Genomic DNA, 20,077 nt, shown 5'->3' with positions numbered 1-20,077 from the left:
GACAGGACTTCCATTGGTAATCGAAGTTCGTATAAATGAAAAGCCCTCTGAAAAGGTGGGGAAGCCACTACGGCAACTTTTGCGTGGTATGTGCCGAGTGTGTTTGCTGCTTTTTTCAGCGAGAGATATTGCCAGAACACCGGCTTTTCGAACGATATCCATAAAGTTTTCCCTTTCCAGGCCGAAAATTCTGACATCTGTCTAGCGGAAAGAGAAAACATGTTAAAACGTATGAAGATTGTTACCAGCTTACTGCTGGTATTGGCGCTGTTTGGCCTTTTACAGCTCGCCTCGGGCGGCTTGTTTTTTAACTCACTTAAGAATGACAAAGAGAACTTTACCGTTCTGCAAACCATTCGCCAGCAACAGTCTGCGCTGAACGCTACCTGGGTTGAGCTGCTGCAAACGCGTAACACCCTGAACCGGGCGGGCATTCGCTACATGATGGATCAGAGCAATATCGGCAGCGGCGCGACCGTTGCCGAGCTGATGCAGGTGGCGAGTACGGCGCTGAAGCTGACGGAAAAAAACTGGGCGATTTACGAGTCGCTCCCGCGCGATCCGCGCCAAAGCGAAGCCGCTTTCCAGGAGATCAACCGCACCTATGACATCTATCACGGTGCGCTGGCGGAGCTGATCCAGTTACTGGGTGACGGGAAGATCAACGCGTTCTTTGATCAACCGACGCAGAGCTATCAGGATGGTTTTGAGAAGCAGTATATGAGTTACATGCAGCAGAACGATCGCCTGTATGACATCGCGGTGGAAGATAACAACAGTTCTTACAGCCAGGCGATGTGGGTGCTGATCTGCGTGCTGATTACCGTACTGGCGGCGATTATTGCGGTGTGGTTTGGTATCAAACTGACCCTTATCTCCCCAATGAACCGTCTGATTGACAGCATTCGTCATATCGCCAGCGGCGATTTGGTGAAGCGTATTGAGGTGGAAGGTTCCAACGAGATTGGGCAACTGGCGGAAAGCCTGCGTCACATGCAGGGTGAGCTGATGAATACCGTGGGTGACGTGCGTAACGGCGCCAACGCAATTTACAGCGGGGCCAGCGAGATTGCGATGGGCAATAACGATCTCTCCTCCCGTACCGAACAGCAGGCGGCCTCTCTGGAAGAAACCGCAGCCAGCATGGAACAGCTGACGGCAACCGTGAAGCAGAACGCCGAAAACGCGCGTCAGGCCAGCCATCTGGCGCTGAGTGCGTCGGAAACCGCGCAGAAAGGCGGCAAAGTGGTGGACAACGTGGTGCAAACCATGCGTGATATCGCTTCCAGTTCGCAGAAGATCGCCGACATTATTAGCGTCATCGACGGCATTGCCTTCCAGACCAATATTCTGGCACTCAACGCCGCGGTAGAAGCCGCACGTGCGGGCGAGCAGGGCCGTGGATTTGCGGTGGTTGCGGGTGAAGTGCGTAACCTGGCCCAGCGTAGTGCGCAGGCCGCACGCGAGATTAAGAGCCTGATTGAAGACTCGGTCAGCCGTGTGGATGTTGGTTCAACGCTGGTTGAAAGCGCCGGTGAAACCATGGATGAGATCGTCAATGCGGTAACCCGCGTGACCGATATCATGGGTGAAATCGCCTCTGCTTCTGATGAACAGAGCCGCGGTATTGATCAGGTTGGTCTGGCCGTTGCCGAGATGGATCGTGTGACGCAGCAGAACGCCTCGCTGGTGGAAGAATCCGCCGCTGCCGCTGCCGCGCTGGAAGAGCAGGCCAGCCGCCTGACTCAGGCCGTTGCCGTGTTCCGTATTCAGCATGACCAACAGCGCGCGCGTGACGTTGCGGCCGCTAAACCGGTTTCAACAGTCCAGCCGCGTAAAGCCGCGGTAGCGGATGCCGGGGATAACTGGGAAACGTTCTAAGACTGTGATGCCGGATGGCGCTATCGCTTATCCGGCCTACGGGAATGTTACGTAGGCCCGATAAGGCGTAGCCGCCATCGGGCAATTAGCGCAACATCAGGCGCATGGCGCAGCGCGATTCATATGCCAGTCCATGCGCTGCTTCCTCTTCTCTTTTCTGGAGCAACTTTGCAGGCAGCGTCTCTTCAGCCAACATTTCAAATCCCAGTCGCGCGTACCATGGCGCATTCCACGGCACATCGCGGAAGGTGGTCAGCGTGAGCGATGTGTAACCTTTCTCGCCCGCCTGTTCGGCAACATAGCAAATTAATCGGCGGCCAATTCCCTTTCCCTGCCACTCCTGATGCAGCGACAGTTCCGCAATAAACAGCGATGAATCCAGCGTTTCGGCGACTAAAAAGCCGACCGGATGCTCATCGGCCTGCGCCAGCCAGCTCAAGCCAGTGGCGGCAAATGCCTGATGCTGAGCAGCCGATATAATCTGCTCATCAGCAATCCACGCCAGTTCTGGGATCTGTAAAAAACGTTGCCCCGCAGATCGTTCGATGGCGGGAAGAGCGGCTGCGTCTGCCAGAGTAGTAGCGCGTAAGGTGATGTTCATACGAGGAGCATAACATGCCCGATAAGCACGGTGTTATCGGGCATCTGGAGGATTAATCTTTACGTGGATCGCTAATGGGCTGGCGAACCAGGAAGATGTAGGCAAGTGCCCCCACCATGGTGACACAGCCGCAGATGATCAGCGCCAGGCGGAAAGAGTTGGTGGTATCAACAATAAATCCGGTGACGATCGGCGCAAACGACGCGCAGATAAAGCTGGCAAAGTTCTGGATACTGCCCACGGAAGCGGTCATGCGTGAGGCGACGGCGACGTGGATCAGGCCCCAGCACGAGGTACCGGCGAAGTGGATACAGAACAACGCCATACCGATCAGTAACACGGCGGCCATTGACGTTGTGGCCTGCGGCACAACGAAGGTGAAGGCTGCAGAGCAGAACATCCCGGCGATTATACAAATCTTACGGCTCTTAATCGGCGCCATACCGCCCTTCACCAGCCAGTCGGTGACAAAACCGTTAATCAACATGCCGGCTGCGCCAAACAGGAACGGGATCGCCGCCATTAATCCGGTGCTTTTTAAATCCAGGTTGTAGGAGGTTTGCAGGTAGCCCGGCAGCCAGGCCAGGTATAACCATGCGGTATAGTTGATGCCGCTAAAGCCCAGCATCATGCCCCACATAGTGCGGTTGCGAAACAGACTGCGCCATTCGGCAAAGCTCAGCGGATCGCGGCGGGCATTGACGCTACCAGCGTTCAGGTACGCTTGTTCCGTGGCGCTCAGCTCAATTTGCTCGCGGTTGCGATACAGCATGTACCAGCCGATGGCGAGGAAAATACCCAGCACGCCAATGGTGATGAACATCCAGCGCCAGCCCATTACCAGCATCATGGCAGCCAGAATCGGCGGGCTAATGGCAACCCCGATGGTGGAGGCGGCGTTGAATAATCCCATCGGGCGGCCGCGCTCTTTGATGTTAAACCAGTCGTTGATGACCTTTACGCCGCACGGGTTCATTGGCGCTTCGCCGATCCCCATCCCGATACGCACCAACACAAACTGGGTGAAGCTGTGTACCATGCCAGACATTGCCTGAAACAGCGACCAGAAGAACATCCCCAGCCCCAGCATAATGCGCGGACCTTTGCGATCCAGTAGCGGGCCGCAGGGCAATTGCGCAATACCGTAAGCGAGAGAGAATACCGACAGTAGCACGCCGATTTGCGTGGCGCTTAGCCCCAGTTCTTCACGAATCGTTAAGTTGGCGACCGACAGAGAACTGCGGTCGAGGTAATTAATAACCGCAGCAAAAAATAATAAAATCATTGCCGTGGTCTGAATACGTTTTATTCGGCTACTGCGTTGCACCATGCCCTCAGGCGGAACATTAATATCCGCAGATGATGACGTGCCAAACGAAGAACTCGGGTCGAGGGTAATATTATTTTTTTCCACGCCGGACTCCTGAACCTCAATAATTTATTTTTCACACAGCAGGACTGTGCAGTATTGAAAAAATACCGGTGATGAATCAATTTGCTCATCACCGCTCACAAAAGTTTTAATGCAGTCGACTTAGCGTGAGCATAGGCAAGAGGTATTTTTCAGGCGTTTTTATTTTTATAAAATCGTGCTCCCGGTAATGATTTGCTGTTTTTTATCGGTACTTAATGGGCGGCGCTATGACTCTGGTTGATGGAACGAATCATTGATTGTTTGGCTGAATTCAAATGGTTACAAAGCGCCAGGGTGGCATCCAGGTCGCTGCGGCAGATCAGCGCGCTGAGGATGGTCATATGCTCATCGATGGCAATGATGTTGCGTTGTTTGAGGTCGCTCTCATCCCACTGATAGTGGAAGTGGAAAATCACGGAGATGATTTCAAGTGATTGATTGAAAAATATATTATCGGCAGCAGAGAGCAGCAAGGCATGAAACTCACGGTCTAACTGCGAGAACATACGAAAGCTGCTGCCGATGCTGTCGCGCAGGATCCGGTGGCGTTCCAGCAGCGTTTTCGCTTGCAGCCAGCGTGGGTCATCGTCGGGCAGATTGAGAAAATGCTGCAGGGAATGGGTTTCCAGCATTTCTCTGAGTTCAAACAGCTGCTCCGCATAGGCCTGATCGAACTGCTTCATGCTCCACTGACCGCGTTTTTCGTTTTTGATCAGGTTGTAACGTTCGAATTTTAAAAGATATTCCCGTACGACTACCGGACTGACGCCCGCGGCTCTGGCAAGCTGCAGTTCGGAGAAGCTCTCGCCTGCACGCAGCTGGCGCTGGTTGATCATAGTGAAAAAAGCCTGCTCAAAAATCCGGTTTTGCTCGGTCATGGAGGCGGTGGTGCAGGCAAAACCGTCGTCATGGTCGGGTTTACGCACGATAACATAGTGGCTGCCGACCTGGGTCAGAACGCCGCACTTGCCTAAGTGGCTCAGCATATGACGCACGGTGGTGCGGCTGATGTTGTACATCTCCGCTAATGCGCTTTGCGACGGGAGAGGGGAAGGGATATGACCACGCGCCATATCATCGATAATCTGGTTAATCACATTGTGGCGTAAGTTCTGCGAACGGCTCATGGCTTCTCCTTTTTACCTATTAAAACCCGATTTAAAACATTTTTATGCGCTGGGATTCACAGATTGTGTTTCTGCTTTCTCCGTCTTTTTTATTTTCGTTGATATCTGAGGCAACAAAAAACAGGAGAGCAGAATCATGTCTACGATGAATACGTTGATTTGCCAGGAACCTAAAAAATTAGTCTGGAAAGAACGCGAAATACCTATTCCGGGTGAGAGCGAAGCATTAATAAAAATTAAATCGGTAGGGATTTGTGGTACCGATATTCATGCCTGGGGTGGCAATCAACCTTTTTTCAGCTACCCACGTGTATTAGGGCATGAAATATGTGGGGAAATTGTCGGGCTGGGTAAGAATATACAGAATCTGAAAAATGGTCAGCAGGTGGCGGTTATTCCTTACGTGGCCTGCCAGCAGTGTCCGGCATGCCTGAGCGGGCGCACCAACTGCTGCGAGAAGATTTCAGTAATTGGCGTGCACCAGGATGGCGGTTTCAGTGAATATTTGTCCGTTCCGGTGACCAACCTGCTGGATGCGCAGGGGATTGACCCGCAGGCGGCGGCGCTGATTGAGCCTTATGCCATCAGCGCGCATGCGGTACGCCGGGCGGCGGTGGCGTCGGGTGAGCAGGTGTTGGTGGTCGGCGCTGGTCCGATTGGCCTGGGGGCAGCAGCGATTGCCAAAGCCGATGGCGCACAGGTGGTGGTCGCCGATACCAGTCCGGCGCGCCGAGACCATGTGGTTTCCCGCCTGGGACTCCCGGTTATCGACCCATCCGCTGAAGATTTTGATGCGCAGCTGCGCGCTCAGTTTGGCGGTTCGCTGGCGCAAAAGGTGATTGATGCCACGGGGAATCAGCATGCGATGAATAACACGGTGAATTTGATTCGTCATGGTGGCAGCATCGTTTTCGTTGGGTTGTTTAAAGGCGATTTGCAGTTCTCTGACCCTGAGTTCCACAAGAAAGAGACCACCATGATGGGCAGTCGCAACGCCACGCCGGAAGATTTCGCCAAAGTGGGCCGCCTGATGTCGGAAGGCAAATTGACCGCCGACATGATGCTTACGCACCGTTACGCGTTTGCCACACTGGCTGAAATCTACGAGCGGGATGTAATCAATAACCGTGAACTGATTAAAGGCGTGATCACGTTCTGAGAGGGAAAACAGGATGAAAACATTGAATCGACGTGATTTTCCGGGAGCCAGCTACCCAACGCGTGTGATCCAGTTTGGAGAAGGTAACTTTCTGCGGGCGTTTGTCGACTGGCAACTGGATATCCTTAACGAGCATACCGATCTGAACGCTGGCGTGACCATCGTTCGGCCAATTAATACCAATTTCCCGCCGTCGCTGAATACCCAGGACGGGCTGTATACCACGCTGATTCGCGGGCTAAACGAGCAGGGTGAGGCGGTGAGTGAGGCGCGGCTTATCCGGTCGGTGAATAACGAAATCAACCCGTACCAGGATTTCGCGGCGTATCTGGCGCTGGCGCACAATGCAGATATCCGTTTTGTGTTTTCAAATACTACCGAAGCCGGAATTAGCTATCACGCGGCAGACTGTGTGGATGATGCGCCGCCGGTGAGCTTTCCGGCCAAACTGACGCGCCTGCTGCTGGAGCGCTTTAACCACTTTGAGGGCGCGGTGGATAAGGGCTGGGTAATTATCCCGTGCGAGCTTATCGACTATAACGGTGAGGCGCTCAAAACCCTGGTGCTGCGGTATGCGCAGGAGTGGCAGCTTCCTCCGGCATTTGCCGACTGGGTGGAGACGGCAAACACGTTCTGTTCCACGCTGGTTGACCGTATTGTCACCGGCTACCCGCGCGAAGAAGCCGCTGCGCTGGAGGCTACACTTGGCTATCACGATGCGTTTCTCGATACCGCGGAGCATTTTTACCTGTTTGTGATCCAGGGGCCGCAGTGGCTGGCAGAGGAGCTGAAGCTGGCGCAGTGTCCGCTGAATATCCGTGTAGTGAGCGATATCAAACCGTACAAAGAGCGCAAAGTCGCTATTCTCAATGGCGCGCATACGGCGCTGGTGCCGGTGGCGTGGCTGTGCGGGTTGGAGACCGTTGGCGAGGCGATGCAGGATGCTGATATCCGCCGCTTTGTCGAGCGGGCGATTAGTGAGGAGATTATTCCGGTGTTGGATCTCCCGGCGGACGAACTGCGAGAATTTGCCGACGCGGTGAGCGGGCGTTTTCAGAACCCCTACATTCGCCACCAGTTGCTTTCCATTGCGCTTAACGGGATGACTAAATTCCGCACCCGAATTTTGCCGCAACTGCTGGCGGGTGAGCAAAATGGGCGCTGGCCAGTGCGGTTAACGTTTGCCCTCGCTGCGCTGCTGTCGTTTTATCGCGCAGAGCGTAACGGGGAACGCTATCCGATACAGGATGATGAGCAGTGGGTAAGCCTCTATGCCAGCCTGTGGCCGCGAGTTGGCAATGATTTAACGCTGCGTGAACTGGTGGATTCAGTGCTTGGCGATGCGGCGCACTGGGGAGAGGATTTGACGTTGTTACCTGGGCTTGCCGGGCAGGTGACGGCCAACCTGGAGATGATTCTGGTGCAGGGTATGCGCCAGGCGGTGAACAGTCTGGAATAAGGTTGCCATGCAGCGCCCGGTGTGGTGTTGGGCGCTGTTTTTTTATCCCTGAGCAGCCACTATTTTGATTTCAACCATCCCGATCCCCAGCTTACGCGGTGAGTGACCGAGAATATTGCCCTCGTTGGTGGCAACCGGATCGGGCGGGACAATCACCAGCGTATCGGCGTCCGACGGATTATCAAAATGCAAGGTGGTGGTGCTGACATCATGGCCTAACACCAGCGTCTGTTCCTCGTTGCCAACGCGCACGGGGATCGGACGATTGGCATTGTCACCGAAGGCTTTCGCGGTAATGACCAGATCGAATTTCTTCGGTAGCGGGGCTTTGTACTCAATCGTTACTTCTTCGCTGAGCTGCGCATTGGACCAGCGTCCCCAGGATTCGGGGCGTGAAATACCGCTAAATTGTTTCACCTCTTCCGGCGCGCCCGCCACGTTGAAAACGAAGCTATCTGCTTTGTAGCGAATGTCGTTATCGACAATTTTCAGCGTATCGACGTTACCTTTGTAGCGCTCCATGTCGATCACCGTATCTTTAAATACGGTTTTACTTTTCCATTTGGCTTTGTCGACGTGCTGCACAATTTGCTGCCCGCCTAACTGACCCTGTGAAACGCACCAGTCGGTAGAAAGCGCCAGCTCCGGCGCCCACAGTTGCGCCATTTTGTAGCAGCGATCGACCCAGACAAAGTTATCGCGCGGGGCGAAATCCGCCAGCTGGAAGCGCAGCGGGGCCGAGTATTCGCTTTCCGGCAGCGGCTCGACGCGTTTGTCCGATACCCGTAAAAGCAACGGCAAGCGGAAATGGCTGCCGGAGAAGGAGATCATATTTTTGTCCTGGTCGACGGTGAACTCTTTCATCTCTTTCGGGAAATTCCACAGGCGAATGATATCGGGCTTCCACGCCAGCATTTTTTCTTTAATGTTCAGGAATACTTCCGACACGGATTCGCTAGACAAGCTGCTACGGCCAAGACCGATAAAGTTATCGCCGCCGAGAATATCCAGTACCGTTGCGCCGTTATCCATCGTATTACGTTTTACCGCCAGCGTGTCCTGTTGCGGTTGGTCGCCGCGCAGCACGAAGAACAGGTTGTTACGATCCTGCTTGTTCAGATACTTCCATGCGGTGTTGTTCATCGCCAGATGATCGGAAGAAACCACGATAACGGTATCTTTAAACCACGGTGATGCTTTGATTTTATTGATAAATTCGGCAATGTTTTCCTGGCTGCAGCTGACCGCGCTGAACGACTGGTTGGCCTTCCCGTCGATGTCATAACGTTTACGGTTGCAGCTACGTGAGATAAATCCATCCGGATGATGGGTGTCCACGGTCAGGGTAAACAGTGAAAAACGCTGGCCCGAGCGCGAAAGCTCTTCGAATTTTTTCCATGCTTCGTCCAGCACGGTATCGTCGTAGAAGCCCCAGTCGTTACGATAGGCCGGGTCCGCCACCACGCTTTTTAACTCTTCCGCACCGTACAGATGGTCAAAGCCGTGAGATTTCAGGAACACGTCTTTGCCGGCAAAGCGCAGGTTGGCACCCTGCACAAAGTAGTTCTGATAGCCGGAGTTTTTCAGGATATCGCCCAGACAGATATTGTTAGGGAAGAAACTTGAGACCGACGCCGAGGCGTTGCCTTCAAATGGCGCAAACAGCGGAATACCGCACTGGGAGGCGACCATGCCAGCGATGGTGTAATCAGTACCCGGTAGTTGCATGGTATTGCTGAAATCCAGACCTTCATTTTTTAACGCGCCGAGTTCCGGGGTCAGCTCCGGGAACGCGTCATTATTAAAATAGGTGCGCTCGAGGCTCTCGCCGTAGATATACACCAGGTTCAGCTTCGGGTTGGGAATGGTTTTCGATGGCTCTTTATAATACGTCGGGAAATCCGGATCGCCATCGCGCGACTGCGACTTCACCAGTTCGGTTATCTGGTGAAACGCCGGGCTTGCGTCAACGGAGGCCAGCGCCAGCAGCAGGGCCAGCAGACTGTAACCCACATGATGCGGGTGATGGCGACGGCGGCGCAGGATCCAGCCGAGCGCGACAAAAATGGTCGTCAGCGCCAGCGCGATGCCGACCCCCGGCAAAATATATTTTCCAATCCCCGCGCCGGTCAGACTGTTGGTCAGCGTGTAGAGTACCGCGTCATTGATCCCGTCGCCGGTGAAATAGTCACTGGCGTACAGCGTGATATTCAGAACAATAAAAATCCCCAGCACCGATAACGTGGCGGCAAACCACCAGGTGTTGCGACCCGCTTTCCAGGCGTAAATCAGCACTGAAGCGAGAAACAGAGTGATGGAGATTAATTCTGACAACGGTCGATCCTCAGTAAACCGGGCACATGCCTGGCAGGCTAATCATTAGGGGGAAAGCACAATGTAATAGCGTTGTTACATTGCTGCAATTGTAGTGACATTAAATTACGTTGTTATTCAGAATTGGTTTAGATATGCGCGTTTTTGTGGGGAATTACTATTTATTTGAAATGTGAATGCATTGGCGGAAATAAATAGATGCCGCGCAGGTTATACGCGGCGTGTCGTGCGTCAGGAAATGAAGTTCATGCCCTGTTTTAACACCAGATCGCAGGCCTTGGTTTTAACCTGTTTCGCCAGCGAGCTGTTGCCAATCGTGTTCAGGTCCAGCTGTTGACCATCTTTGGCGTTGAGCAGACCCTGAATCCCGTCCATATAGTTGGTGTCTTGCTTCTGCTCAGGAGCACTGAGCCCCAGTTTATCCAGCACCTGGTTTTTGACGTTTTGCGTGTCGGTGACCGAGGCCAGCTTCTGTTTCGCGCAATATTCCAGGATCCCGGCGGCGTTATTCATGCTGCTGGAGGTCAACGACTGATTGCTGCCATTCAGCAGGCTGGTCAGGGAAGAGAGCGACGAGCTGCTTTGCGAGCCGGAGCTTTGTTTGCTTAGCTCACTGGCCGCGCTGGAGAGCGAATCCTGCCAGGAGGCGGCAAAAACGCTGGTGGAGATGAGCGTGCTGGCGGCAAGCGCACAGCACAGCAGACGTTTGGTAGTTTTCATCATTATATGCAACTCGTGTTATGCCTTTTCAGCGCAGTATAGCGCTGGCAGTCTTAGGAGTGGTCCTAATACGTTAATACTCTTTACCGGTGACCCGACTACGGTAGCTTTCCCAGTTAAAAATGACCCACAGGCTGTTGCCAAGGCGCATACGATCCATCACGCGCTCGCCCAGCAGCTTGTTCATTTCATCCATATTGCTGTTAGTTAACATGCCGGTCGGACGTTTTGAGGATGAACGGCGATCGACAATTTGATTAATAATCACTTTTTCATAGCGGGATTCGGTCTGCATGCCGATCTCGTCGATCACCAGCAGATCCACATTGCTCAGATCGTTGAGCAGCTGTTCTTCGCTGGTTTCACGATTGCTGAACGTTTCTTTCATCGCCGACATGATATCGGCCACGGTAATGATCAGTACCGACTTGCCGCGCAATAGCAGTTCGTTGCAGATAGCGGCGGCCAGATGGTTTTTGCCGGTGCCGGGTTTGCCGGAGAAGATAAAGCTGGCGATGTTGCCGTCAAACTCTTCAACGTATTGGCGGGCTTTGCTCAGGGCGTTCATCTGACCTTCGCACTCTACCCGATAGTTTTCGAACGAACAGTTCTGATGCAGCGGACGGATACCGGATCGGTTGAATGTGCGCTGCATTTTCATGGCCCGGTTTTCGCGGGCCAGCGCTGCGGCACGAATTTCACCTTGCTCTTTTTGCCATGCCAGCAGCTCCTCGCCCGTTTTAAAGGCGGGCTCGACATTAGGTGGCATCATTTTTTGCAGACGTTTCATCAGGTCGCCAACGTTTTTCATCGTTATCCTCTAAAACCCGGTGGAATGTGGCTGTCAGGTTCACTGACGCTGTTCACATCGCGCTTTGGCATTCCGCCATTGCTGGCCCGTCCAATCTGAATGCTGCGCGCCAGTTTTTGCTGCCACTGAATATGGTGAAAGACTTTGCCTTCAGCCTGCCAGTAGGCAACAAATGAGGCCAGTTCTTCAGCAGTAACCGGCTCTCGCAACGCTACACCCCATAAAGCGGCCTGACGCTGAAAGTCGGCATCAGGCTGCCAGGCAGCGTACATCGCAAATTTCCCCATTGGCACGGCAACGGGAGCGGTTTGCGGCTCTTCATAAAATTGATCATCCAATGTCACATCGCTTCCCGGGCGTGACAGTTTCTCCTCAAGCGCCAACAGCTCAGCCAGTCTCGCAGGCGTCACCGCGTAAAACGCTGGTGCATTGTTAGCGAATACGGCTACGGCGCCACCCGCAGACTTGGCCAGCACAGCGTGGTGATCGTGTAATAAGGCGTCAATGCTCGTGACGTCTGGCGTCAAAATTTTGCAGGGCATAATGTTTCTCAATACTGAACAACAACCGAGAAGGGGACTGCTTTATAGTAACACAGAGAAGAAGGAGAGCAGCAGGTGAGGGGAGATTCCCCTCTCTGCACGGTATTAAAGAAAGTGCACCGTTAAACGCGTGGACGTTTGCGATACAGCCATAATCCTGGCACGGACAGACCGATGGAGAGCGCACCGACAATCGATGAGGCTTTCAGGAAGTTGGTCAGCAGGGTAATCATCAGCACTTCGCTGTAACCGAAATGGCCGATTTTTACTGCTGAGATCATGGCGGTGTAGGCGGAGATCCCTGGAAACATGGGGATCACTGCCGCGACGGTGAAGACTTTCGGATGCGCCAGATACCAGCGCGACCACTGGATCCCAATGCAGCCGACCAGCAGCGACGCCATAAATGTTGACCATTCAATATTAAACCCTGCGGTCATCATCACCATTCGTGAGCCGTGACCGAGTGCGCCGAGTAATGCGCACCATGGGAGCGCCCGATGGGGGACATTGAATACCATGGCAAAGCCAAGCGCCGGGATCGCCGACAGGATCATATCCTGCATCAGCGCCAGTATGAAATCGATCACGCCCATCCGCGCAGCCCCCATAAGGTCATCGACACGATCACGCCAATACAGGTCGCCAATGTAAGCAGACTGGCAATAGCCCAGCGAGCGAGTCCGGTATTAATGTGTCCCTTAAACATATCCGCGACGGAGTTGATCAACGGAAAGCCCGGAACCAGCAGTAGCACGCTGGCGGCCATAGCGATAGTCGGAGTATTGCTAAAGGTCGGCAACGTCAGTAGCAAACCTGAAATGGTGGTCGCCACAAAGGCGGTGATGCAAAAATTGATTTGCGGATGCAAATGCCGGGATGCCAGTATCTGGCGGATATACATCGCCACCATGCTGGCAAAAAAGGTGATCACCGCACCATCCCATCCGCCGTTATTGAGTTTACAAAAACAGGCGCAGGATAAACCGACCATCAGGGCGACCAGCCATCTTGGATAGCGCAGTGGTTTAATCTGGCTAAAGCGTTTCTCTACGCCTTTAACATCCAGCAGTTTATGTTCCGCCAAAATGACAATGTGCTGCACTTCCGTCACGACGTGCATATTAATGCCGCGATCCTGATTTTTTCGCGTTGATGTCAGGCATTGCCCGTCTTTAATGGTGGTCAGGACGATAGCGTTAGAGGAGATAGCGCTTTCTACACTATCCATGCCAAGTGCCAGCCCGAGGCGGGTGGATAGCTCGTCAACCAGCGCGCTTTCTGCCCCATGCTGAAGTAAAAAAAGACCGCATTGAATACATAACCGTGTAACCGTTCGCTGTGACGACTGCTCTGTTTGCATGGTTCGCTCTGACTGAAAAGGATCTCTTTGAGTGACGAATGTTTACTTTTATCATGAAGCATGAGCCCGCTGGCTCTGGCTAAGATCAATCTTTGTGTCGAAAAAAGACACCGACGATACGGTTATGGCATATTAACACTCCCCACTCGCCGAGGTATGAGAGGGCGCATGACTGTAATGTAGCGTTATTTACCCGGATGGCAAATACATAAGCCATGCTAACGATCTATTGTAGTTATTTTAATTTTACAAATAACGTATTTATGCGTAATCATGTAATAATAGCTTGACAGTTTGGCTTTATCTGGATTGTAGTGCCAATACTTTTATTTTAATAAACGCCAAGGATAAGCAATTCACCCCGTTTATTGTTCGGAGTATTTTCCCGTGAATTAATGGCTATTAATTTATTCGGGAGAACTGAATTAAGTACGATTACGGACTGGTGAGTGTGGAGGGGATATGTTGCAAGGACGCTGCAAAAACGCAATTATTATTAGTAAATCACCGATTATACAGACCGGGCTTAAAGGTATAATACAGGCGCAGTTTGCCGATTACGAACTTACATACTGTTGTTCTGTTGAAGAACTAACATTATTACAACTACGGTACGCTGATTTGGTGATTGCTGATTTAACTGGAGACTGCAATTATCCTCGTTCAGTCTGCGAACAATATTATTCTTTATTATCTCAATACCGTGATATTCACTGGGTCTTTCTCGTCTCTCGTATTTTTTATCCTTTGGCTATTGAGCTACTGATGTGTCCTGTCAGTTCGCTGCTCTCTGATGCAGAGCCGATAGAAAGTTTAGTGAGCGTCATTCACGCAGGAAATGCGCGAGCAGAAAGAATAAGTAAGACACTACTTTCTCCACCTGCCATGCCGCAATTGTTAGATCATAGCGCGCGCTCAATAGTCCTCACTCTCTCTGAAAGGAAAGTGCTGCGCCTCCTTGGGAAAGGCTGGGGAATTAATCAGATTGCGATGTTGCTGAAGAAAAGCAATAAAACAATCAGTGCCCAAAAGAATAGCGCTATGCGTCGCTTGTCGATAAATAGCAATGCAGAAATGTATGCCTGGATAAATAGTTCTCAAGGATCGCGAGAACTTAATTTACCTTCAGTTTATGGAGAAACCACGGAATGGAAAGCAGAATCATCAAAAGAAACGTTGCACTGGTAGAAAAGTGTACAATGAGCAGTGTAGGTATTAATAGTTTATTTAATACCATGCCAGATGACCAATATAAACTTCATCTCTTTTCTAGCCAGCCCACTTTTAGTCAGGCAATGTTAAAGATGTCGTTTTCGGCAGTTATTTTTTCTCTCTCTGCAATCAGAAGCGATCGCAGAGCTGGGTTGGCCTATTTAACGGAACTGGCGATAAATTTTCCACGGATTCGCCGCGTGGTGATTGCCGATGATGACGCTGAAGCGCGTTTAATTGGCTCCTTGTCCCCCTTGCCGCTGGATGGCGTTGTGAGTAAAGCTTCTTCGTTAACGGTGCTACAGGACGCTTTATTTACGGCGTTAAGCTGCCCAAGCCGAGGAACCGAAAGCACGAAAAACCATTGGTATATTAATCAAAGCCGCATGCTCAGTCCGACAGAACGAGAAATACTGCGCTTTATGTCAAATGGCTATTCGATGCCGCAGATTGCCGCTCAGCTTGAACGGAACATTAAAACCATTCGGGCACACAAATTTAATGTGATGTCCAAACTGGGAGTAAGCTCAGATGCCGGGTTACTGGATGCTGCCGATATCCTGCTGTACCTGCGTGCTGGCGAGCCAGCGCCTTTTATGCAGGCGGCTTCGTGACAGGCAACGTTGACGTGCTTTGTGCCGGGTTTGGTCGCCGATTTGGCGCGTGAAGCATTACTGACACACGTCAACCCAGGTGGCAGAAGTCAGTTCAGCCATCCTCTCAGGCGTGATGCGAACCGCGCTGTGGATGGCACCTGCGGCAGGCAACACTTCAGCGTAGTGCTTCAGAGAAACATCACAGTACACTGAAATCGGTGTTTCTAATCCGAAGGGGCAAACGCCGCCAACGGGATGCCCCGTCGCGCTCACGACCTCATCGCTACTCAACATACGGGCTTTGGCACCGAACGTACTCTTTAGCTTTTTATTATCCAGTCGGGCATCACCTTTTGCCACGACCAGGATGATGTCGTTCTTCACCTTTAGCGAAAGTGTTTTCGCTATCTGGCCAGGTTCAACGTTATGGGCTTTTGCTGCCAGATCAACGGTTGCTGTGCTCTGATCTAATTCGATAATCTCAATATCTGGTGCATGTTGCGCCAGGAATTGACGTACTGATTGCAAACTCATTCTTCTCTCCCTATCGCTTACAGATAACCCTGCACAGCAGAAAACATGCAGGATGTAATTTGTCATAGGGGCAACCGCACTGTAAATATTTTATTGTAACAATATAGCAACATTAGCAGTTTTTCGATCGTCTTCACAATCAAAGAAACCGGTTACAGTAACCGGTTGCAGAATGCTGAAATGACGATTAATACTGAAGCTGTCACTTCCTCTGTATCACATAATAAGAGCCATCTATGAAACTTAACTCGAATAGCGGTAGTGCTGGTGTTCCCCCCGGCACGGTTGCGGAAAGTGGTAATGGGCTTTACGTGGTGGTGTTGATGCCAACACGGTTGCAGGATTTTGCACAACGGGAGAACGGCTATGTCTACTAACCATGCTGTGTTTAACGTGATTTTCCGCTTTGTTGAAAACTATGTTAGCCCTGTTGCCGGGCGCATCTCTTCACAACGTCATGTCATGGCTATTCGTGACGGTTTTATTTCGGCGATGCCTTTTATGATTGTAGGCTCTTTTCTGCTGGTTTTTGCCTATCCGCCGTTTTCTCCGGATACCACCTGGGGATTCGCCCGTGCGTGGCTGGATTTGGCAAAACAGTTTGAAGGCCAAATCCTCACACCGTTTGATATGACGATGGGGATCATGTCGGTCTACATATGTGCGGCTATTGCTTATAACCTGGGCAAGCACTATGTGAAGTCGTATCAGTTAGATCCGTTTATGTGTGCGATGCTATCAATCATGGCTTTTTTGCTGATTGCCGCGCCAAAAACCAAAGGCACGATGCCGGTTGATAGTCTGGGAGGAACGGGGATTTTCACCGCCATCCTGGTAGCCATTTACTGCGTTGAAATGATGCGCTTCCTGAAGGCGCACAACATTGGCATCCGTTTACCCGATCAGGTGCCGCCGATGATCAAAAACTCTTTCGATCTGCTGATCCCGGTGCTGGTGGTGGTGCTAACGCTGTACCCGCTAAGCCTGGTGATACAGTCGCAGTTTGACATGCTGATCCCGCAGGCCATTATGGCCATTTTCAAACCACTGGTGTCGGCTGCAGATTCTCTCCCGGCGATCCTGCTGGCGGTATTGATCGGCCATCTGCTGTGGTTTGCCGGTATTCACGGCGCGGCTATTGTGTCGGGAATGCTGCAAATGTTCTGGCTCACCAATCTCGGGATGAACCAGTCGGCGCTGGCGCAGGGTGCGCCGTTACCGCATATCTTTATGGAAGCGTTCTGGACGTTCTTCATTGTGGTTGGTGGTTCCGGCGCGACGATGGGGTTGGTGATTTGCTATCTGCGGAGTCGTTCAGCTCATCTACGCTCGATTGGGCGTCTGAGCGTGGTCCCCAGCATTTTTAATATTAACGAACCGGTGATATTTGGTACGCCGATTGTCATGAACCCGGTGTTTTTTATCCCCTTCCTGCTGGCTCCGATGGTGAATGCGGTACTGGCGTGGGCGGCGATGAAACTGGATTTAATTGGGCGGGTAATTTCAGTGGTTCCATGGACGGCCCCGGCACCGGTTGGCGCCGCATGGGCGTTAGGTTGGGATTATCGTGCGGCTATCCTGGTGGTGCTGTTGGCGCTGGTATCGGCCGTTATCTACTTCCCGTTCTTTAAGGTCTACGAAAAGCAGTTATTAGCGCAGGAAAAAGAAGAAGCGCAGCGTATGGAAGAGGAAAACCAGCAGGTTGCATAAATATCTGGCGAGGGGCTACGGCTCCTCGCTTACTTCAGCGTGCAGTCTCCGCATTGCTGAACGTCAGGCAGGCGATAGCGTTGGCAGCAGGTTCTGCGCACTAACAGCCCTTCACGCGGAACAACGGTACGCCATAGAGGATTATCCTGACCGCAGGAAAGTTGTTTCTCAAAAAAGCAGGTCTGGCGCAGCGTGGTCAGCAGTTCTTCACCTAACAACGGCTTCATTTCCGTTAAATACCAGTGAATTAAGTATCCGGTGTTGCTCCAGATAAGCTTTGCGTTGATCTCACCCGTTGCTTCCAGCGCCTGCACAACCGGCGTTAGCGCTGAGAGAATCAGCGTTTCCATGCGTTGTTGAGGAGACAGGGCTGTAGCCAGATGATCCTGATGGACATCGATCCAGAAGCAGGCTGCTCGGCCCGTTTCGTGGAATTCTACGTGCATGTGTTCAGGAGAGACGTCTATAGCCTCTTTTTGCGTCAGCAGGGCCACCATTAACGGAGGCATCATCAGGCCGATATACCATTGCGCCCAAAGAGATATCAGGGGCTTATTTTCGCGGGGCAGCGTGGGCTGGTTGCGATAGATATGGTCTGAATAAACAGCGAGCAATGAACTTAGCGTCGTCGGTTGCGTCCATTCATGCAGCGTCATTGCACCTGGCACAGGTGTTTCGTCAAGACGAATGAAGTCCAGCAAGTGCTCGCGAGTTTTGGCTATCGTTGCGCGTACGGCAGCAGCCAGCGAGGGCATCTCTGAGGGGAGATGGCTACGCCAGATGACATCTTCAACGATCGGTGCGGAACGATAAGCCATGTCGATATAAGGATGTTAATCTTAATGATAATGATTGCTAATCCTATAATTGGTGTTAAGCGATAGCAAGATCTTTGTCGCCATCTCGGGTGGCACCGCACAGAAAGCTCAGATAGAAGGGCAGTTTACCCGTAGCTCATCGCTGACCAGAGTATTGTTACGCCCAAGATTCTTCGCCTCGTAAAGGGCTTTATCCGCTTTGGCAATAGCAGCATCAATATCCTGTTCGACCAGAGGTGCAATGCCGATACTGACGGTTACGTTGGTTGCCACGCTCTCATTAAACATGTGAGGGATTTTAAGGTCGTACACTTTCTGGCGGATACGTTCGGCGGCAGCCTGGGCCTGCTGTGGATCGACTGCGGTCAGCAAAATCATAAACTCTTCACCGCCAAAACGCGCCACCACATCCCTGGAGCGGACGGAGTCTCGGATGGCGGCAGAAACACGGATCAACGCCTGGTCGCCCATCATATGTCCGTAATGATCGTTATAGGATTTGAAATGGTCGATATCCAGCAGCAGAACGAAGTGTCTCGAATTACTTAGGGCCAACAGCGTATCGAGCCGGTGTTGCAGCCCTCGACGATTATACAAACCGGTTAGCGGGTCGAGCATGCTGAGCCCGTTCAGGGTTTCTCGTTCTTCCAGCAGTTTGTACATCAGTTGCTGAGCGAACCCATCGTAGCGCTTTTGTATCACATGCTGGATGGCGATACCGGCCATAGGCAGCGCCATAAAATAGAAAATCCGCAAACCATGCTCGCTGCCGTTAAGCCATAAACAAACGGCGACGGAGGGGAGTGAGTGGAGCGTAAACGCGATGATATTATTGGCAAAAGCGATAGAGCCAATAAACAGTACGCTGAGAAGCGCTATTAACAGGAAATAATAATCATTCTGACCTAAAGCATTATATTTCAATAATATGTGTAACGCCCATAACAAGCCAAAAACGATTGAAATAAAAGGGAGATTAATTCTTTTATCTGCGTATTTCCCATGCCATACCAGCAGCAGTGTACTCATCACCAGTATCAGCAACGCCGATACTGATAAGGCTTTGACCGCAAACAGTGGGAAAAAAAGCGTAAACAGCGCGGAGACTGCGTTGAGCAGCAGAAACAGTCGTAAAGAGAGTTGGTATTTTTTGGTGCGCAGAGTTCGCCAGGATTGTACTGTCATAGGTAAATATTGTTAGTTATCTGCAATGTACGAAGGTGTGTTGGTAAATAAAACAAATAACGAACGGGGTATCATTCGCAGAGGTTTTTATTGTTTTTAGTTGAAGAGCTAACCGGTGAGCAATTTATCACCTTGGGTTATTCATGTCATCAATCGTTAAGTAAAACTCATATAATTGATAGTGCTTCACGGCTGACAAATGAGAAATTTTATCATATGATATTGGTTATCATTATCAGTGTCATAGGTGGAATCATGTTGCAACGTACGCTGGGCAGTGGATGGGGTGTTCTGCTGCCGGGAATGCTGATTGCCGGGATGGCATATAGCGACCTGTCGGTCTACGTATGGAAGGTGATGATTGTATTAGGATTACTACTGACTTCGCTCATGTTGTACCACAAGCGTTTACGGCACTTTGTTTTGTTACCTTCATGCGCGGCGCTGATTGGTGGCATTGTTCTGGTAATAATGAACTGGAATCAGGGATGAACAAAACTAGAGAAGGAAATCGAGAGGGAAATAAGATAATTGGTGCGAGGGGGGGGACTCGAACCCCCACATCCTAAGGACACTAACACCTGAAGCTAGCGCGTCTACCAATTCCGCCA

The 20,077-nt window shown here is 51.6% G+C and carries 20 protein-coding genes; 8 read left to right on the top strand and 12 right to left on the bottom strand.

Annotated features, from left to right (window positions below; translation table 11 throughout):
- Positions 1–219: 219 nt before the first annotated feature.
- A complete protein-coding gene (tsr, locus tag OGV89_RS15765) occupies positions 220–1,881 on the top strand; it encodes a methyl-accepting chemotaxis protein (RefSeq protein WP_003837223.1) in 1,662 nt (553 codons plus the stop codon).
- An 85-nt stretch (positions 1,882–1,966) separates the two neighbouring features.
- On the opposite strand, the gene OGV89_RS15760 is transcribed toward tsr, so the two are convergent.
- From OGV89_RS15760 to OGV89_RS15750, 3 genes are all read right to left on the bottom strand, one after another.
- On the bottom strand, positions 1,967–2,482 hold the full coding sequence (locus OGV89_RS15760; RefSeq protein WP_032948467.1) for a GNAT family N-acetyltransferase: 516 nt from the start codon (positions 2,480–2,482) through the stop codon (positions 1,967–1,969).
- A gap of 52 nt (positions 2,483–2,534) precedes the next feature.
- Positions 2,535–3,896 carry an MFS transporter gene (locus tag OGV89_RS15755; protein ID WP_003845612.1) on the bottom strand — a complete coding sequence of 454 codons (1,362 nt, stop codon included), beginning with the start codon at positions 3,894–3,896 and terminating at the stop codon, positions 2,535–2,537.
- Between the two features lie 212 nt (positions 3,897–4,108).
- A complete protein-coding gene (locus OGV89_RS15750) occupies positions 4,109–5,023 on the bottom strand; it encodes a GntR family transcriptional regulator (RefSeq protein WP_016149506.1) in 915 nt (304 codons plus the stop codon).
- Between the two features lie 136 nt (positions 5,024–5,159).
- On the opposite strand from OGV89_RS15750, the gene OGV89_RS15745 reads away from it, so the two are divergent.
- Positions 5,160–6,182, top strand: a complete 1,023-nt coding sequence (locus OGV89_RS15745; protein ID WP_032948468.1) for a zinc-binding alcohol dehydrogenase family protein — start codon at positions 5,160–5,162, stop codon at positions 6,180–6,182.
- Positions 6,183–6,195: 13 nt separating this feature from the next.
- A complete protein-coding gene (locus OGV89_RS15740; RefSeq protein ID WP_071696552.1) occupies positions 6,196–7,641 on the top strand; it encodes a tagaturonate reductase in 1,446 nt (481 codons plus the stop codon).
- A gap of 42 nt (positions 7,642–7,683) precedes the next feature.
- On the opposite strand, the gene opgB is transcribed toward OGV89_RS15740, so the two are convergent.
- The 6 genes from opgB to OGV89_RS15710 all read right to left on the bottom strand — a co-directional run bounded on the left by opgB (position 7,684) and on the right by OGV89_RS15710 (position 13,411).
- Positions 7,684–9,975 carry a phosphatidylglycerol--membrane-oligosaccharide glycerophosphotransferase gene (opgB, locus tag OGV89_RS15735; protein WP_286558904.1) on the bottom strand — a complete coding sequence of 764 codons (2,292 nt, stop codon included), beginning with the start codon at positions 9,973–9,975 and terminating at the stop codon, positions 7,684–7,686.
- Between the two features lie 231 nt (positions 9,976–10,206).
- The gene (locus tag OGV89_RS15730) at positions 10,207–10,698 is read right to left on the bottom strand and encodes a YjjA family protein (RefSeq protein ID WP_003830016.1); all 492 of its coding nucleotides are present in this window, start codon (positions 10,696–10,698) and stop codon (positions 10,207–10,209) included.
- Positions 10,699–10,768: 70 nt separating this feature from the next.
- Positions 10,769–11,506: a replicative helicase loader DnaC gene (dnaC, locus tag OGV89_RS15725; RefSeq protein WP_003019133.1), complete on the bottom strand. Its 738-nt coding sequence runs from the start codon at positions 11,504–11,506 to the stop codon at positions 10,769–10,771.
- Between the two features lie 2 nt (positions 11,507–11,508).
- Positions 11,509–12,048: a primosomal protein DnaT gene (gene dnaT / locus OGV89_RS15720; protein WP_003019130.1), complete on the bottom strand. Its 540-nt coding sequence runs from the start codon at positions 12,046–12,048 to the stop codon at positions 11,509–11,511.
- Between the two features lie 122 nt (positions 12,049–12,170).
- Positions 12,171–12,644, bottom strand: coding sequence for a threonine/serine exporter (locus OGV89_RS15715; RefSeq protein ID WP_003019127.1), 474 nt, complete (start codon positions 12,642–12,644; stop codon positions 12,171–12,173).
- Positions 12,635–13,411, bottom strand: a complete 777-nt coding sequence (locus tag OGV89_RS15710; RefSeq protein ID WP_003019122.1) for a threonine/serine exporter family protein — start codon at positions 13,409–13,411, stop codon at positions 12,635–12,637. Before OGV89_RS15710 ends, OGV89_RS15715 begins: the two co-directional genes overlap by 10 nt.
- Before the next feature lie 462 nt (positions 13,412–13,873).
- Between OGV89_RS15710 and OGV89_RS15705 the strand changes: the two genes are divergently transcribed.
- Positions 13,874–14,599 (top strand): helix-turn-helix transcriptional regulator, encoded by a 726-nt coding sequence (locus OGV89_RS15705; protein WP_003837239.1) that lies wholly within the window; start codon positions 13,874–13,876, stop codon positions 14,597–14,599.
- Positions 14,560–15,237 carry a DNA-binding transcriptional activator BglJ gene (gene bglJ / locus OGV89_RS15700; protein WP_048216856.1) on the top strand — a complete coding sequence of 226 codons (678 nt, stop codon included), beginning with the start codon at positions 14,560–14,562 and terminating at the stop codon, positions 15,235–15,237. The genes OGV89_RS15705 and bglJ overlap by 40 nt, the downstream gene beginning before the upstream one ends.
- A gap of 57 nt (positions 15,238–15,294) precedes the next feature.
- Here bglJ and OGV89_RS15695 read toward each other — a convergent pair whose 3' ends face one another.
- Positions 15,295–15,753 (bottom strand): YbaK/EbsC family protein, encoded by a 459-nt coding sequence (locus OGV89_RS15695; RefSeq protein ID WP_003019114.1) that lies wholly within the window; start codon positions 15,751–15,753, stop codon positions 15,295–15,297.
- A 236-nt stretch (positions 15,754–15,989) separates the two neighbouring features.
- Here OGV89_RS15695 and OGV89_RS15690 point away from each other — a divergent pair, with 236 nt between their 5' ends.
- Both OGV89_RS15690 and OGV89_RS15685 read left to right on the top strand, forming a co-directional pair.
- The gene (locus OGV89_RS15690) at positions 15,990–16,130 is read left to right on the top strand and encodes a hypothetical protein (protein WP_286558902.1); all 141 of its coding nucleotides are present in this window, start codon (positions 15,990–15,992) and stop codon (positions 16,128–16,130) included.
- Entirely contained in the window at positions 16,120–17,463 is a 1,344-nt protein-coding gene (locus tag OGV89_RS15685) for a PTS sugar transporter subunit IIC (protein WP_003845615.1), read from the top strand. Before OGV89_RS15690 ends, OGV89_RS15685 begins: the two co-directional genes overlap by 11 nt.
- A 29-nt stretch (positions 17,464–17,492) precedes the next feature.
- Here the strand turns inward: OGV89_RS15685 and fhuF are convergent, their stop codons facing one another.
- Positions 17,493–18,281, bottom strand: coding sequence for a siderophore-iron reductase FhuF (gene fhuF, locus OGV89_RS15680; protein ID WP_003837247.1), 789 nt, complete (start codon positions 18,279–18,281; stop codon positions 17,493–17,495).
- Positions 18,282–18,389: 108 nt separating this feature from the next.
- Positions 18,390–19,466 (bottom strand): GGDEF domain-containing protein, encoded by a 1,077-nt coding sequence (locus tag OGV89_RS15675; protein WP_003837249.1) that lies wholly within the window; start codon positions 19,464–19,466, stop codon positions 18,390–18,392.
- Positions 19,467–19,721: 255 nt separating this feature from the next.
- Between OGV89_RS15675 and OGV89_RS15670 the strand changes: the two genes are divergently transcribed.
- Positions 19,722–19,958, top strand: a complete 237-nt coding sequence (locus OGV89_RS15670; RefSeq protein ID WP_003845617.1) for a DUF1435 domain-containing protein — start codon at positions 19,722–19,724, stop codon at positions 19,956–19,958.
- The last annotated feature ends 119 nt before the right edge of the window (positions 19,959–20,077 follow it).

The organism is Citrobacter sp. Cf125, assembly GCF_030333935.1.
GTDB classification, from domain to species: domain Bacteria; phylum Pseudomonadota; class Gammaproteobacteria; order Enterobacterales; family Enterobacteriaceae; genus Citrobacter; species Citrobacter freundii.
This window is presented reverse-complemented; position numbering and strand designations above follow the sequence as displayed.

Coding starts and splice junctions, on each gene's coding strand:
- OGV89_RS15690 (WP_286558902.1), top strand. CDS start 15,990: ATGAAACTTAACTCGAATAGCGGTAGTGCTGGTGTTCCCCCCGGCACG.
- OGV89_RS15670 (WP_003845617.1), top strand. CDS start 19,722: ATGTTGCAACGTACGCTGGGCAGTGGATGGGGTGTTCTGCTGCCGGGA.
- OGV89_RS15710 (WP_003019122.1), bottom strand. CDS start 13,411: ATGCAAACAGAGCAGTCGTCACAGCGAACGGTTACACGGTTATGTATT.
- dnaC (WP_003019133.1), bottom strand. CDS start 11,506: ATGAAAAACGTTGGCGACCTGATGAAACGTCTGCAAAAAATGATGCCA.
- OGV89_RS15705 (WP_003837239.1), top strand. CDS start 13,874: ATGTTGCAAGGACGCTGCAAAAACGCAATTATTATTAGTAAATCACCG.
- tsr (WP_003837223.1), top strand. CDS start 220: ATGTTAAAACGTATGAAGATTGTTACCAGCTTACTGCTGGTATTGGCG.
- OGV89_RS15740 (WP_071696552.1), top strand. CDS start 6,196: ATGAAAACATTGAATCGACGTGATTTTCCGGGAGCCAGCTACCCAACG.
- OGV89_RS15715 (WP_003019127.1), bottom strand. CDS start 12,644: ATGGGCGTGATCGATTTCATACTGGCGCTGATGCAGGATATGATCCTG.
- fhuF (WP_003837247.1), bottom strand. CDS start 18,281: ATGGCTTATCGTTCCGCACCGATCGTTGAAGATGTCATCTGGCGTAGC.
- OGV89_RS15675 (WP_003837249.1), bottom strand. CDS start 19,466: ATGACAGTACAATCCTGGCGAACTCTGCGCACCAAAAAATACCAACTC.
- OGV89_RS15750 (WP_016149506.1), bottom strand. CDS start 5,023: ATGAGCCGTTCGCAGAACTTACGCCACAATGTGATTAACCAGATTATC.
- dnaT (WP_003019130.1), bottom strand. CDS start 12,048: ATGCCCTGCAAAATTTTGACGCCAGACGTCACGAGCATTGACGCCTTA.
- OGV89_RS15685 (WP_003845615.1), top strand. CDS start 16,120: ATGTCTACTAACCATGCTGTGTTTAACGTGATTTTCCGCTTTGTTGAA.
- bglJ (WP_048216856.1), top strand. CDS start 14,560: ATGGAAAGCAGAATCATCAAAAGAAACGTTGCACTGGTAGAAAAGTGT.
- OGV89_RS15760 (WP_032948467.1), bottom strand. CDS start 2,482: ATGAACATCACCTTACGCGCTACTACTCTGGCAGACGCAGCCGCTCTT.
- OGV89_RS15730 (WP_003830016.1), bottom strand. CDS start 10,698: ATGATGAAAACTACCAAACGTCTGCTGTGCTGTGCGCTTGCCGCCAGC.
- OGV89_RS15745 (WP_032948468.1), top strand. CDS start 5,160: ATGTCTACGATGAATACGTTGATTTGCCAGGAACCTAAAAAATTAGTC.
- OGV89_RS15695 (WP_003019114.1), bottom strand. CDS start 15,753: ATGAGTTTGCAATCAGTACGTCAATTCCTGGCGCAACATGCACCAGAT.